Source organism: Mesorhizobium sp. HAY1-8B (assembly GCF_056868045.1).
This window is the reverse complement of record NZ_CP200321.1, coordinates 1,621,485-1,635,195: the sequence shown is the minus strand read 5'-3', so window position 1 is coordinate 1,635,195 and position 13,711 is coordinate 1,621,485. Positions and strand designations below refer to the sequence as shown.

Here is a 13,711-nt window from a genome sequence, read left to right as displayed (position 1 = left end):
CAGATTGAAGCCGACTCCAAGCGCCACGATGCCCGCGGTCAACCCGCCAGGTCGACGGCGAGATAGGTAAGAGCCGAAATCGCCGCCGTCGCCGGCAAGGTGATGATCCAGGCGATGACGATGTTCCCGGCGATGCCCCAGCGCACCGCCGAGACGCGGCGGGCAGCGCCGACGCCGATGATGGCACCGGTGATCGTGTGCGTGGTCGATACGGGAACGCCGAGCCAGGTGGCGGCGAACAGCGTGATGGCGCCGCCGGTTTCGGCGCAGAAGCCCTGCATCGGATTGAGCCGGGTGATCTTCGAACCCATCGTGTGGACGATCCGCCAGCCGCCGAACAGCGTGCCGAGCGCCAGCGCCGACTGACAGGTGAGGACAACCCAGAGCGGCACGTAGAATTTCTCGCCGAGCATGCCTTGCGAATAGAGCAGCACGGCGATGATGCCCATGGTCTTCTGCGCATCGTTGCCGCCATGGCCGAGCGAATAGAGCGAGGCGGAAAAGAACTGCAGGACGCGAAAAGTGCTGTCAACGGCGAACGGCGTCTGGCGCAGGAACAGCCACGAAACCACCAGGATCAGGACAAGCGCCAGGATAAAACCGGTCGCCGGCGAGAGCACGATCGCGGCGACCGTCTTGCCAAGTCCCGACCAGACAATGGCACCGATGCCCGCCTTGGCGACGCCGGCGCCGACCAGTCCTCCGATCAGCGCGTGCGAGCTGCTCGAAGGGATGCCGGCAATCCAGGTGACGATGTTCCAGACAATGGCGCCGACGAGAGCCGAGAAGATCACCGCCGGCGTGACGATGCTGACGTCGACGATGCCTTTCCCCACGGTTTCGGCGACATGCAGGCCGAAGAACATGAAGGCGATGAAATTGAAGAAGGCTGCCCACAGCACTGCATATTGCGGCCTGAGCACGCGTGTGGAGACGATGGTGGCGATGGAGTTGGCCGCATCGTGCAGGCCGTTGAGAAAATCAAAGAACAGCGCGACGGCGACAAGGCCGGCCAGCAGGGGGAAGGCGATCGCGGCGTCCATCGCCTAGACGTTCTCGATGACGATGCCGCTGATCTCGTTGGCGACGTCCTCGAAGCGATCGACCACCTTCTCCAGCTGACCATAGATTTCCGAGCCGATCAGGTAGGCCATCGCGTCACCGCGGCCGTGGCGCCTGAACAGATCCTTCAGGCCCTGCTCATGCAAATCGTCGGCCCGGCCCTCGGCGCGCATGACTTCCTCGGCGAGGGCGTTGAGGCGTGCGCTGTTGGCGCCGACCTTGGCGAGCAGCGGGATCGCCTCCGCGACCAGCCGCGCGGCGTCGACGATGACGGCGCCCATTTCCTGCATCAGCGGATCGAACTCCCGCTTCTCGAACAGTCTTACCGTCTTGACGGTCTTGTGCATCATGTCGATGGCATCATCCATCGACTGGATCAGATCCTTGATGTCGCCGCGATCGAAAGGGGTGATGAAGGAGCGTCGCACGGCCAGCAGGACTTCGGCGGTGACGTGATCGGCCTCGTCCTCGAGATCGACGATCTTCTGGCACCAGCGATCGATGTCCTTGCCCTGGAGAAGCTGCTGCAGCGCCTCCGCGCCGCCGACCACCGTGCGGGAATGCCGCTCGAACAGGTCGAAGAAACGATCTTCGCGTGGCAGCAGCTTGCGGAACCAGCCCAGCATGTCAGTCTCCCATCGCGCCCGGTCCACGACCGTTTTATTGACATAGCGCCGCGCGATGCCGCGGGAAACAGTAAGCCGGCTGAAAGATGTGGATGCGGAACGATTGCGCATATTGCTTGCGGCAAAGGACAATTTCCCCGAGCCTGTGCGTGACGACCGGAAGGATGGCATGATCGACAAACTCGAATTCTTCATCGCGCTGGCCAAGGAAGAACATTTCGGCCGGGCGGCGGAAGCATGTGGCGTCACCCAGCCGACCTTGTCGGCCGGCATCAAACAGCTGGAGGGGCAGCTCGGTGTCATGCTGGTCAATCGCGGGTCGCGTTTCCAGGGGCTGACGCCGGAGGGCAAGCAGGTGCTGGTCTGGGCGCGCCGCATCGTCGGCGATTCGAGGGCCATGCGCGAGGAGATGCGGGCCGCGCGCCACGGCCTTTCCGGCCGCATCCGCATTGCCGCCATTCCGACCGCGCTGGCCATGGTGGCGCGGCTGACGACGCCGTTTCGCGAAAAGCACCCGGGCGTCACCTTCTCGGTGCTGTCGCGCACTTCGATCGAGGTGCTGTCGTTGCTCGGCAATTTCGACATCGACGCCGGCATCACCTATCTCGACAATGAGCCGCTCGGGCGGGTGACCAGCGTGCCGCTCTATGACGAGCGCTATCAGCTGATCACGGCGGTCGGAAACCCCTACTCCGACCGCGACAAAGTGACATGGGCCGAGATCAGCCGGTTGCCGCTCTGCCTGCTGACGCCGGACATGCAGAACCGCCGCATCATCGACCAGCATCTGGCCGAGGCCGGGGTTCAGGTGCGGCCGACGCTCGAATCCAACTCGATGATCGTGCTGTTCTCGCACATACGGACCGGCAAATGGTCGTCGATCATGCCGCTCAACCTCGCGGAAACATTCGGCTTTTCCGAGCCGATCCGGGCCATTCCGATCGTCGAGCCGGATGCCAGCCACACGGTCGGCCTGGTGGCCACGCCGCGCGAGCCGCACACGCCTTTGGTGCAGGCGCTGCTGGACGAGGCAATGGCGCTGGCAGACGATTTCCGCGCCCACCGCTAGGCTAGAGAAAGGCGGCTGGACGTGCTTGATAGAAATTTTCTATCAAGCGACGGATCAGCTTTATTGATTTCGCGGGTTTCCTCTGTTTTTGTAACGACTTAGCGCTAGAACGCTACCGACCAGGGAGGGCGCTGCATGACGATGCAGCCTGCAAGTACCGAGATCGTATCGCGCACGGCCGCGATCATCCACGAGCTGAAAGGCCTCGAAGGCCCGCTGCTGCCGATCCTCCACGGCATCCAGGAAGAGTTCGGGCATGTGCCGCAGGACGCCGTGCCCGTCATCGCCGATGAACTGAACCTGTCCAGGGCCGAGGTGCATGGCGTCGTGACCTTCTATCATGACTTCCGTGCGCGGCCGGCCGGCCGCCACGTGCTCAAGCTGTGCCAGGCGGAAGCCTGCCAGTCGATGGGTTCGGATGCGGTGGCCGCCAGGGTCAAGCAGCTGCTCGGCATCGATTTCCACGAGACCACCCGCGATGGATCGGTCACGCTCGAGCCGGTCTATTGTCTCGGGCTTTGCGCCTGTTCGCCGTCGGCGATGCTGGACGGCGAGGTGATCGGGCGGCTCGATGACGACAAGATAGACGAGATCGTTGCCGAGGTGCGCTCATGATCCCCCGCATCTATATTCCCGGCGATTCGGGCGCGCTGGCGCTCGGCGCGGAAAAGGTCGCCAAGGCCATTCGCGCTGAACTGGCCGAGCGTGGCATCGAGGCCAAGATCGTGCGCAACGGGTCGCGCGGCGCCTATTTCCTCGAGCCCATGGTCGAGGTGGCGACCGCCAACGGCCGTGTCGCCTACGGGCCGGTCAAGCCCTCGGACGTCAAGAGCCTGTTCGATAGCGGCTTCCTCACCGGCGGCCATCACAAGCGCTGGCTGGGCGCGCCGGACAAGATTCCCTTCCTGGCCAAACAGACCAGGCTGACCTTTGCGCGCTGCGGCATCAACGACCCGCTGTCGCTCGACGCCTACAAGTCGCTCGGCGGGCTGAAAGGCCTGCAGAACGCGGTGGCCATGGTGCCCGCCGATGTCGTCAAGCAGGTTACCGAGTCGGGCCTGCGCGGCCGTGGCGGCGCGGGTTTCCCGACCGGCATCAAATGGAAGACGGTGCTGGATACGGCGGGTGACCAAAAATACATCGTCTGCAACGCCGATGAAGGCGACAGCGCCACTTTCGCCGACCGCATGATCATGGAGGGCGATCCCTTCGTGCTGATCGAAGGCATGACGATCGCCGGTGTCGCGACCGGCGCGACCAAGGGTTTCGTCTATATCCGCTCGGAATATCCGCACGCGGTGGCGACGATGAACAAGGCCGTCGAGATCGCCCGCAAGGCCGGCGTGCTCGGCGTCAATGTGCTGGGTTCGCCCAACGCCTTCGACATGGAAATCCGCGTCGGCGCCGGCGCCTATGTCTGCGGCGAGGAAACCTCGCTGCTCAACAGCCTCGAAGGCAAGCGCGGCGTTGTGCGCGCCAAGCCGCCGCTGCCGGCGATCCAGGGCCTGTTCGGCAAGCCGACGGTGATCAACAATGTCATCTCGCTGGCTTCCGTCCCTATCATCATGGACAAGGGTGCGGCCTTCTACAAGGATTTCGGCATGGGCCGTTCGCGCGGCACGATCCCGATCCAGATCGCCGGCAACGTCAAGCATGGCGGCCTGTTCGAGACGGCCTTCGGCCTGACGCTGGGCGAGATCGTCGACGATATCGGCGGCGGCACCGCCACTGGCCGGCCGGTGAAGGCCGTGCAGGTCGGCGGCCCGCTCGGCGCCTATTTCCCGCGCTCGCTGTTCGACACCGCCTTCGACTATGAAGCCTTTGCCGCCAAGGACGGGCTGATCGGCCATGCCGGTATCACCGTGTTCGACGATACGGCCGACATGCTGAAGCAGGCGCGCTTCGCCATGGAGTTCTGCGCCATCGAAAGCTGCGGCAAGTGCACGCCCTGCCGCATCGGCTCGACGCGTGGGGTGGAGACCATCGACAGGCTCGCCGCCGGCATCGAGCCGGAAAAGAACCTCGCTCTGGTCACCGATCTCTGCAACACGATGAAGTTCGGATCGCTCTGCGCGCTGGGTGGTTTCACACCCTACCCGGTGATGAGCTCGATCACCCATTTCCCCGAGGATTTCAAGCCCGCGCCTGCGCGCGTGGCTGCTGAATAGGAGCTGGCAGATGAACATCAAGGCCGACTTCCCGATACTCATCGAAGAACTCGATTACGGGACCCCGGAATCGAAGTCGCAAAAGCAGGTCACGCTGATCGTGGACGGTCGCAGCATCAGCGTGCCGGAAGGCACCTCGATCATGCGGGCGGCGATGGAAGGCGGGGTTGAGATCCCGAAGCTCTGCGCCACCGACATGCTGGACTCGTTCGGCTCCTGCCGTGTCTGCCTGGTCGAGATCGAAGGGCGCGGCGGCACGCCGGCGTCCTGCACGACACCGGTCGGCGAAGGCATGGTGGTGCGCACGCAGTCCGACCGGCTCGACGCGATCCGCCGCGGCGTCATGGAACTCTATGTCTCCGACCATCCGACCGGATGGAACGAGAAGGCCGGAACCGGCGCCAGCGAATTCGACGCGGTGGCGAAGTCGGTCGGCCTGACAGAGAACCGCTACGGCATCGAGGGCCGCAACCACGTCAAGCAGGAAGATGGCGTGGCGCCCGGCCATGGTTCGCTGGCGGTCGACTACATCGCCCGCGACGAATCCAACCCCTATTTCACCTATGATCCGGCACAGTGCATCGTCTGCTCGCGCTGTGTGCGCGCCTGCGAGGAGGTTCAAGGCACCTTTGCCCTGACGATCGAGGGCCGCGGTTTCGAGTCGCGCATGGTTGCCGGCATGCATGAGGACTTCATCGCCTCCGAATGCGTGTCCTGCGGTGCCTGCGTGCAGGCCTGCCCGACCGACGCGCTGCGTGAGAAGACAGTGCTCGAGAAGGGCATGCCCGAGCGCTCGGCCGTAACCACCTGCGCCTATTGCGGCGTCGGCTGCTCGTTCAAGGCCGAGGTGAAGGGCGACGAAGTCATCCGCATGATGCCCTACAAGGATGGCAAGGCGAACCATGGCCATTCCTGCGTGAAGGGCCGTTTCGCCTACGGCTACGCCACCCACAAGGACCGCATCCTGTCGCCGATGATCCGGGAAAAGGTCAGCGACCCCTGGCGCGAAGTGAGCTGGGAAGAGGCGATCGCCCATACGGCCAAGGAATTCCGCCGGATCCAGTACCAGTATGGACGCACCGCGATCGGCGGTATCACCTCCTCGCGCTGCACGAACGAAGAGACCTATCTCGTGCAGAAGATGGTACGGCAGGGCTTTCGCAACAACAATGTCGACACCTGCGCGCGTGTCTGCCATTCGCCGACCGGCTATGGGCTCGGCCAGACCTATGGCACCTCGGCCGGAACGCAGGATTTCGATTCCGTCGAGTTCACCGACGTCGCCGTCATCATCGGCGCCAATCCGGCTTCCGCCCATCCGGTCTTCGCCTCGCGGCTGAAGAAACGCCTGCGCCAGGGTGCCAAGCTGATCGTGCTCGATCCGCGTCGCACCGAAATGGTGAAATCGGCACATATCGAAGCGGATTACCATCTGCCGCTGAAGCCCGGCACCAATGTCGCGGTGCTGACGGCGCTGGCGCATGTCATCGTCACCGAAGGCCTGTTCAACGAAGCCTTCATCCGCGAACGCTGCGACTGGACGGAGTTCCAGGACTGGGCATCGTTCGTCGCCCTGCCGGAAAACAGCCCCGAGACCGTCGGCAAGCTTTCCGGCGTCGATCCCGAGCTGATCCGTGGCGCTGCCCGGCTCTACGCCAAGGGCGGCAATGGCGCGATCTATTACGGCCTCGGCGTCACCGAGCACAGCCAGGGCTCGACCACCGTCATGGCGATCGCCAACCTTGCGATGGCGACAGGCAATATCGGCCGCCCAGGCGTTGGGGTGAACCCGCTGCGCGGCCAGAACAACGTGCAGGGCTCGTGCGACATGGGCTCCTTCCCGCACGAACTGCCGGGCTATCGCCACATCTCCGGCGAAGCCGTGCGCGACATCTATGAAAGCCTGTGGGGGGTGAAGCTCGACGACGAGCCTGGCCTGCGCATCCCCAACATGCTGGATGCCGCCGTCGACGGCTCGTTCAAGGGCATCTACATCCAGGGTGAGGACATCCTGCAGTCCGATCCCGACACCAAGCATGTCGCCGCCGGCCTTGCCGCGATGGAATGCGTGGTCGTGCACGACTTGTTCCTCAATGAGACGGCGAACTATGCGCATGTCTTCCTGCCAGGCTCGACCTTCCTGGAGAAGGACGGAACCTTCACCAATGCCGAGCGCCGCATCAACATGGTGCGCAAGGTCCTGGAGCCGAAGGCACGCTACGCCGACTGGGAAGCAACGCAGGAGCTCGCCCGCGCGATCGGGCTCGACTGGAACTACCAGCACCCCTCCGAGATCATGGACGAGATCGCCAAGACGACGCCAAGCTTCGCCGGCGTCTCCTTCGAGTTGCTCGACCGTGTCGGGTCGGTGCAATGGCCCTGCAACGAGAAGGCTCCGCTCGGCACGCCGATCATGCATGTCGACGGCTTCGTGCGCGGCAAGGGCAAGTTCATCCGCACCGAATATGTGGCGACGGACGAGAGAACCGGGCCGCGCTTCCCGCTGCTTTTGACCACCGGCCGCATCCTCAGCCAGTACAATGTCGGCGCGCAGACGCGGCGCACCGACAATGTCATGTGGCACTCGGAAGACCGGCTGGAAATCCATCCGCACGATGCCGAGAACCGCGGCCTGCGCGATGGCGACTGGGTGCGGCTGACCAGCCGCTCCGGCGAAACGACGCTGCGCGCGCTGATCACCGACCGGGTGTCGCCGGGCGTGGTCTACACGACGTTCCACCATCCCGACACGCAGGCCAACGTCATCACCACCGACTTCTCCGACTGGGCGACCAACTGTCCGGAATACAAGGTGACGGCGGTGCAGGTCGGCGCCTCCAACGGGCCGTCGGAATGGCAACGCGAGTACGATGAACAGGCAAAGCACAGCCGCCGCATCGCCTCGCTGCAGGCGGCGGAGTAATCTTGGCCGCGCGCCGCAAAGCAACGACCGAGATATCGCGGCTGGCGCACCGCGCCAGTGGCACGGCTGCGGCCAACCGCATGGTGCCGGAGGAGACGCCGGTGGCGTTCTCCTTCGCCGGCACCACGCATGCGGTGATGATGGCAAGCCCGGCCGACTTCGAGGATTTCGCGCTCGGCTTCTCGCTGACCGAAGGCATCATCGCTTCCCCTGAAGAGATCGAAGCGATCGAGGTCGAGGATCATGGCGCCGGCATCGACATCCAGATCCGGCTGAAGGACCAGGCCAACACGCGCTTCGAGGCGCGGCGGCGCAGGCTGGCCGGGCCAGTCGGTTGCGGGCTCTGCGGCATTGAATCCATAGAGGAAGCGATGCGCTCCGTCGATGCGGTTGGTGCGTCAAAACTTACGCTTGGCGCCGACGATATCGTGCGCTCCGTCAAGCTGCTGTCGAAGGTGCAGCCGCTGCATCAGGAAACCGGAGCCGTGCATGCCGCCGGCTTCTATATCCCCGGCAAGGGCGTCGTCATGGCGCGCGAGGATGTCGGCCGCCACAATGCGCTGGACAAGCTGGCCGGCGCGCTGGCCAAGGCCGGCATCGACGGCGCATCGGGCGCTGTCGTGGTGACGTCGCGCGTATCGGTCGAGATGGTGCAGAAGACGGCGGCGATCGGCTCGGCCTTCATCATCGCCGTATCGGCGCCGACGGCACTTGCCATCCGCACCGCCGATGAGGCCGGCATGACGCTGGTGGCGCTGGTGCGCGGCGACGATTTCGATGTTTTCACCCACCCTGACCGGGTGGTTTTGGGAGTTGCCCAGCATGTCGCATGACGAAGATCACATCACCAGCACCAGCGAGAAGCTGGTGCGCATGGCCAACCAGATCGCGGCCTTCTTCCATTCCAAGTCGCGCGAGGAAGGGATTGCCGGCGTCGCCGAGCACATCAACAAGTTCTGGGAGCCCAGGATGCGGCGGCAGTTCTTCGAGATGCTGGACAGCGGTGAAGGCTTCGACGAACTCGTCGTGGCCGCATCCGCCAGGATCAAGCGCCCGATCTCGCCGGCCGAGGCCGATCTGAAGCTCGGACTGAAACCCTCCCCAGCCGATATTGCCGCCTCGCAGAAGTAGCCTCCGGACCGCACGGACTTATATTTCCTTTCGCTAAAGTTTGAGCTGCCGCTATCGATGCGGCTCTGCTATGTTTGACGATCAGAAATCGTCAGGCCGGGCGGAAGAACTCGTGAGGCCGATCGAGACCCGATATGCCCTCAGTGGCGAGGTGCGGATCGCCTATCAGGTGGTCGGCCAGGGCTCGCTTGATCTCGTCTTCGTCCCCGGCTTCATTTCCAATCTCGACCTGCATTGGGAAGACGAGGGCTATGCCAGGCTCTTGAGGCGGCTGTCGGCGTTCTCGCGGCTGATCCTGTTCGACAAGCGCGGCACCGGTCTTTCCGACCGTGTCGATGCCCGTCATTTGCCCAGCCTCGAAACCCGCATGGACGATGTGCGCGCGGTGATGGATGCGGCCGGCAGCGGGCGGGCGGCACTGCTCGGCGCCTCCGAAGGCGCGCCGATGGCCATGCTGTTCGCAGCCACCTATCCGGAGCGGACACGGGCGCTGGCGCTCTATGGCGGCTATGCGCATTTCCACAAATGGGTGATGCCGCCCGAACGCGTCGATGCCTTCATCGCTATGGCCGAAACGGCCTGGGGCACCGGTGCCACCTTGCCCAGTTTCGCGCCGGGGCGGGTGGATGACACCCGTTTTTCAACCTGGTGGGCGCGCTTCGAGCGCTTGTCGGCGAGCCCGACAGCAGCAGCGGCACTGGCGCGGATGAACGCGGAGATCGACGTGCGGGGCGTGCTGGCGGCAATCAGCGCGCCAACGCTGCTGATCCATCGCCGCAACGATGCCCGGGTCGATCCCGACGCCAGCCGCTTCCTGGCCAGGAAGATCCCGAATGCGCGGCTGGCCGAAATCCCGGGACGCGACCATCCGATCTGGACCGGCGATGTCGACCGGGTGGCCGACCTGATCGAGGAATTCCTGACCGGCGGGTGCGCCGTGGCGGAAGCCGAACGCGTCCTGGCCGCGCTTCTGGTGACGCGCATCTACGATACGGCGCGGCTTGGCGACCGGATGTGGAGCGAACGCCGTGAGCGTTTCCAGGAAACGTGGCGAGCGCTTGTCGGGCGCCATGGCGGGCGCTGCGTGGACATGCATGGCGAAACGATGATTTCGCGCTTCGATCGGCCAGGGCGCGCCTTGCGCTGCGCGGCGGCTTTGCGCGAGGCGGCGCAGCAGATCGGCGTGGCGAGCGCCCAGGGGGCGCATGTCGGCGAGATCGAGTTGCGCGGGCCGACCGGATTGACAGGCCGCGTGACGATGCACCTCGCCACGCATGCCGGGCGCGGCGACATATTGGCGTCGCGGCTGGTCGCCGACCTGGCTGCCGGCTCAGGGCTTCATTTCACCGACGCCGGCCGCATCGGCATCGACGAACTGGACGAACCGCTGGCGCTTGTCCTGGCGATGTCCGAACGGCATCTGGAACCGGCTTGCCGCCCCAAGGCCAGGGCGACCGAGCCGGCCTGCCTGACGGCGCGCGAGAGCGAGGTGGTGAATTTGATTGCCGACGGCAAGAGCAATGCCGCGATCGCGGCCGAGCTCAGGCTGAGTGAGCACACGGTCAAGCGCCACGTCGCCAACATATTGCTCAAACTCGACCTGCCATCGCGAGCCGCGGCGGCGGCATTTTCCGTCAGGCACACTGGCCCGGACGGGCCATGAGAGCCATGGCGCTTTCGGGCGAAGCGGGCATGCCAACGCAGGCGCTATCAATTTCCCCCATGCAGGCCAGGCGGATGCCGCCGGGAAGGCGCTGCGAACGGAGGATGAAATGCTCAAGTCAAAACTGAATGTCAGATCATTTGTGATCGCGGCAGGCATTGGCGCGCTGTCCGCGATCGCTCCCGCAAAGGCCGAGGATGCATCGGCGACAGCCGCCTACAAGGACATCCAGGCGACGCTCGGCTCGGTGCCGGACATGTTCAAGACACTGCCTGAGGTAGCGGTCGCCGGCGCCTGGGCCGAGATCAAGGGGGTGCAGCTCAACCCCAAGACCGCGCTCGACGGCAAGACCAAGGAGCTGATGGGCCTTGCGGTGGCCTCGCAGATACCCTGCCAGTACTGCGTCTATTTCCACACCGAGGCGGCCAAGCTCAACGGCGCAAGCGACGAGGAAATCAAGGAAACGATCGCGATGGCGGCGATCGTTCGCCATTGGTCGACGATGCTCAATGGCAGCCAAGTCGATCTCGCCACTTTCAAGAAGCAGACCGACGACGTCTTCGCGGCCGTCAAGGCGAAGTCGCAGTGAAAGACGCTGCCCGTCGATAAGCGCCGGGCAGACTTGTGAATGTCAACCGCCCGATCGTGAAGACGGGCCATGGAGGATAAAATGCTGACCAAGACCCAAGCCGTGGATGGCGCGGCCATCAAGAAGGCGATCGAAACCCGCGACGGCAAGATGCTGTCGAGCTTCTATGCCGATGACGCGCTGGTGCGGGTGATCGACCGCAACAACCCGCCAAGCAAACCGCGCGAAATCCGCGGGCGCGCGGCGATCACCACCTTCTGGGACGATATCTGCAGCCGGGCAATGACCCACAAGGTCGATACGACGATCGCCGACGGCAACAGCCTGGCCTTCACCCAGGCCTGCGCCTATCCGGACGGCACAAAAGTGTTCGCCGCGGCGATGCTGGAACTAAAGAACGGGCAGATCGCACGGCAGACGGTCGTGCAGGCCTGGGACGAGTGAGGCCGCCATGTTCAGCGCCAGATGGCAGATCGACGCCAAATTCGGCCACAAGCAGACCGTGCTCGAATTGCTGAAGAAATGGGAAAGCGAGATTGGCTCACAGGTCGGTCTCGCCGACCTCCAGTTCCAGATCATGACCGGCTCGATCGGCGCGCGGGAGGCGACGGTCGAATCCCATCACCAGGTCGAGAGCCTGGCCCAGCTGGAGGCGTTTTTCGCCAAGATCGGCAAGATCGACGCGCACGCCAAATGGGGCAAGGAGATGGAGCCCTATGTCGTGTCAGGCACCAGCCTGTGGAACATCTATCGAATTGTCGAGTAGCGGCTGCGCAGCGGTCTTACCTCTCCCCTTGTGGGAGAGGTCGGATTGCCCCGATTTGTCCTTCACAAATCGGTTGGCAATCCGGGTGAGGGGTAAGCTGGCCGCCAAGCTGGAACACCCCTCATCCGGCTCGGCGCTGCGCGCCGATCCACCTTCTCCCACAAGGGGAGAAGGGAAAATGGCCGCCTCCCGGCCCTTCGCAGGCTCAGGGCGTTCGAAGCTCGAAAAGCCAAGCAATTGGCTTTTCGTCCGCTACGCGGACCGCTTCTCACCCGTGTGCCACCATCACATGGCGCACGGCGGTGTAGTCTTCCAGCGCATAGAGCGACATGTCCTTGCCGTAGCCGGACTGCTTGAGGCCGCCATGCGGCATCTCGTTGGTCAGCATGAAATGGGTGTTGATCCAGGTGCAGCCATATTGCAGGCGGGCGGCCGTCGCCATGGCGCGCGAGACATCCTTCGTCCACACCGATGACGCCAGGCCATAGTCGCTGTCATTGGCCCAGTTCACCGCCTCGTCGACTTCCGAGAACCGGGTGACCGAGACGACCGGGCCGAAGACCTCGCGGCGCACGATCTCGTCTTCCTGCAGCGCGCCGGCGACGACGGTCGGCTGATAGTAGAAACCGCTGCCCTCGCCCGGCTTGCCGCCGGTGGTGATCTCGATGTGCTTCAGCTCCGAGGCGCGCTCGACGAAGCTCGACACGCGATCGCGCTGACGGCGCGAGATCAGCGGCCCGATCTCGTTCTCGGTATCGTCGGGCAAATTGTACTTGATGGTCGACACCGCCGCGGACAGATCGGCGACAAGCTTGTCGTAGATCTTCTTGCCGGCATAGATGCGGCAGGCGGCGGTGCAATCCTGGCCCGCATTGTAGTAGCCGAAGGCGCGCAGGCCATTGACCACGGCGCCAAGATCGGCGTCGTCGAAGACGATGACCGGCGCCTTGCCGCCGAGTTCGAGATGGGTGCGCTTGACCGATTTGGCGGCGGCCTGCAGCACTTTCTTGCCGGTGGCGACGTCACCGGTGATCGAGATCATGTTGACCTTGGGATGGTTGATCAGCGTGTTGCCGACGCTGTCGCCACGGCCGAGCACGACATTGACGACACCTTCGGGCAGGATCTCGGCCAGGATCCTGGCGAGCTTCAGCGCCGTGAGCGGCGTCTGTTCGGAGGGCTTGAAGACGACCGTGTTGCCGCCGGCGATCGCCGGCGCCAGTTTCCAGGCCATCATCATCAGCGGGTAATTCCAGGGCGCGATGGAGGCGACGATGCCGATCGGGTCGCGCCGGACCATCGAGGTGTGGCCAGGCAGATATTCGCCGGCGACAACGCCCGGCATCGAACGCACCGCGCCAGCAAAGAAGCGGTAGCAGTCGACGATCGCCGGGATCTCGTCGTTGAGCACGGCATTGATCGGCTTGCCGCAGTTCAGCGCCTCGAGCGTGGCGAAGTCCTTGGCCTCGGCCTCGATGCGGTCTGCGATCTTCAGCAGATAGCCGGAGCGCTGGGCCGGCGTGGTGCGCGACCACAAGACGAACGCCTGTTCGGCGGCCCTGACAGCCGCCTCGATCTGCGCCTGGCTGGCCTCTGGCAGGTTGAGAATGGTCGCCCCTGTCTTCGGATTGAGGATCGGCTCCTCGGTCTCGGCGCCCTTCTCGAATTTCGAGCCGATCAGCATCTGGGTGTCCATGGAAGTCTCTCCCTTATG

At 64.3% G+C, this 13,711-nt stretch carries 13 protein-coding genes; 10 read left to right on the top strand and 3 right to left on the bottom strand.

Annotated elements, in window-relative coordinates; all coding sequences use genetic code 11:
* Window positions 1–38: 38 nt before the first annotated feature.
* Window positions 39–1,043, bottom strand: a complete 1,005-nt coding sequence (locus tag AC1VON_RS08000) for an inorganic phosphate transporter (protein ID WP_172347155.1) — start codon at window positions 1,041–1,043, stop codon at window positions 39–41.
* 3 nt (window positions 1,044–1,046) lie between these two features.
* Window positions 1,047–1,688 carry a DUF47 domain-containing protein gene (locus AC1VON_RS07995; protein WP_140769831.1) on the bottom strand — a complete coding sequence of 214 codons (642 nt, stop codon included), beginning with the start codon at window positions 1,686–1,688 and terminating at the stop codon, window positions 1,047–1,049.
* Between the two features lie 169 nt (window positions 1,689–1,857).
* Between AC1VON_RS07995 and AC1VON_RS07990 the strand changes: the two genes are divergently transcribed.
* From AC1VON_RS07990 to AC1VON_RS07945, 10 genes are all read left to right on the top strand, one after another.
* The gene (locus AC1VON_RS07990; RefSeq protein WP_483121393.1) at window positions 1,858–2,757 is read left to right on the top strand and encodes a LysR family transcriptional regulator; all 900 of its coding nucleotides are present in this window, start codon (window positions 1,858–1,860) and stop codon (window positions 2,755–2,757) included.
* Window positions 2,758–2,892: 135 nt separating this feature from the next.
* Complete coding sequence (locus AC1VON_RS07985; protein WP_056569689.1) at window positions 2,893–3,372, top strand: formate dehydrogenase subunit gamma; 480 nt, start codon at window positions 2,893–2,895, stop codon at window positions 3,370–3,372.
* Complete coding sequence (locus tag AC1VON_RS07980) at window positions 3,369–4,925, top strand: formate dehydrogenase beta subunit (RefSeq protein WP_483121391.1); 1,557 nt, start codon at window positions 3,369–3,371, stop codon at window positions 4,923–4,925. The genes AC1VON_RS07985 and AC1VON_RS07980 overlap by 4 nt, the downstream gene beginning before the upstream one ends.
* Window positions 4,926–4,935: 10 nt before the next feature.
* Window positions 4,936–7,848, top strand: coding sequence for a formate dehydrogenase subunit alpha (gene fdhF, locus AC1VON_RS07975; RefSeq protein WP_483121389.1), 2,913 nt, complete (start codon window positions 4,936–4,938; stop codon window positions 7,846–7,848).
* A gap of 2 nt (window positions 7,849–7,850) precedes the next feature.
* Complete coding sequence (gene fdhD, locus AC1VON_RS07970; RefSeq protein ID WP_172347159.1) at window positions 7,851–8,681, top strand: formate dehydrogenase accessory sulfurtransferase FdhD; 831 nt, start codon at window positions 7,851–7,853, stop codon at window positions 8,679–8,681.
* Entirely contained in the window at window positions 8,671–8,979 is a 309-nt protein-coding gene (locus AC1VON_RS07965) for a formate dehydrogenase subunit delta (protein WP_483121386.1), read from the top strand. Before fdhD ends, AC1VON_RS07965 begins: the two co-directional genes overlap by 11 nt.
* A 112-nt stretch (window positions 8,980–9,091) precedes the next feature.
* Window positions 9,092–10,642: an alpha/beta fold hydrolase gene (locus tag AC1VON_RS07960; protein WP_483121384.1), complete on the top strand. Its 1,551-nt coding sequence runs from the start codon at window positions 9,092–9,094 to the stop codon at window positions 10,640–10,642.
* A gap of 109 nt (window positions 10,643–10,751) precedes the next feature.
* Window positions 10,752–11,231, top strand: a complete 480-nt coding sequence (locus AC1VON_RS07955) for a carboxymuconolactone decarboxylase family protein (protein ID WP_483121382.1) — start codon at window positions 10,752–10,754, stop codon at window positions 11,229–11,231.
* A gap of 81 nt (window positions 11,232–11,312) precedes the next feature.
* A complete protein-coding gene (locus AC1VON_RS07950; RefSeq protein ID WP_056570412.1) occupies window positions 11,313–11,675 on the top strand; it encodes a nuclear transport factor 2 family protein in 363 nt (120 codons plus the stop codon).
* A gap of 7 nt (window positions 11,676–11,682) precedes the next feature.
* The gene (locus tag AC1VON_RS07945) at window positions 11,683–11,997 is read left to right on the top strand and encodes a hypothetical protein (protein ID WP_172347163.1); all 315 of its coding nucleotides are present in this window, start codon (window positions 11,683–11,685) and stop codon (window positions 11,995–11,997) included.
* 268 nt (window positions 11,998–12,265) lie between these two features.
* On the opposite strand, the gene AC1VON_RS07940 is transcribed toward AC1VON_RS07945, so the two are convergent.
* The gene (locus tag AC1VON_RS07940) at window positions 12,266–13,693 is read right to left on the bottom strand and encodes a gamma-aminobutyraldehyde dehydrogenase (RefSeq protein WP_172347164.1); all 1,428 of its coding nucleotides are present in this window, start codon (window positions 13,691–13,693) and stop codon (window positions 12,266–12,268) included.
* Between the last annotated feature and the right edge of the window lie 18 nt (window positions 13,694–13,711).

Bases quoted from the DNA above. Each gene is read 5' to 3' on its own strand.
- AC1VON_RS07965 (WP_483121386.1), top strand. From the start codon at position 8,671: ATGTCGCATGACGAAGATCACATCACCAGCACCAGCGAGAAGCTGGTG.
- AC1VON_RS07955 (WP_483121382.1), top strand. From the start codon at position 10,752: ATGCTCAAGTCAAAACTGAATGTCAGATCATTTGTGATCGCGGCAGGC.
- AC1VON_RS07940 (WP_172347164.1), bottom strand. From the start codon at position 13,693: ATGGACACCCAGATGCTGATCGGCTCGAAATTCGAGAAGGGCGCCGAG.
- AC1VON_RS08000 (WP_172347155.1), bottom strand. From the start codon at position 1,043: ATGGACGCCGCGATCGCCTTCCCCCTGCTGGCCGGCCTTGTCGCCGTC.
- AC1VON_RS07985 (WP_056569689.1), top strand. From the start codon at position 2,893: ATGACGATGCAGCCTGCAAGTACCGAGATCGTATCGCGCACGGCCGCG.
- AC1VON_RS07990 (WP_483121393.1), top strand. From the start codon at position 1,858: ATGATCGACAAACTCGAATTCTTCATCGCGCTGGCCAAGGAAGAACAT.
- fdhF (WP_483121389.1), top strand. From the start codon at position 4,936: ATGAACATCAAGGCCGACTTCCCGATACTCATCGAAGAACTCGATTAC.
- AC1VON_RS07950 (WP_056570412.1), top strand. From the start codon at position 11,313: ATGCTGACCAAGACCCAAGCCGTGGATGGCGCGGCCATCAAGAAGGCG.
- AC1VON_RS07995 (WP_140769831.1), bottom strand. From the start codon at position 1,688: ATGCTGGGCTGGTTCCGCAAGCTGCTGCCACGCGAAGATCGTTTCTTC.
- AC1VON_RS07945 (WP_172347163.1), top strand. From the start codon at position 11,683: ATGTTCAGCGCCAGATGGCAGATCGACGCCAAATTCGGCCACAAGCAG.
- AC1VON_RS07980 (WP_483121391.1), top strand. From the start codon at position 3,369: ATGATCCCCCGCATCTATATTCCCGGCGATTCGGGCGCGCTGGCGCTC.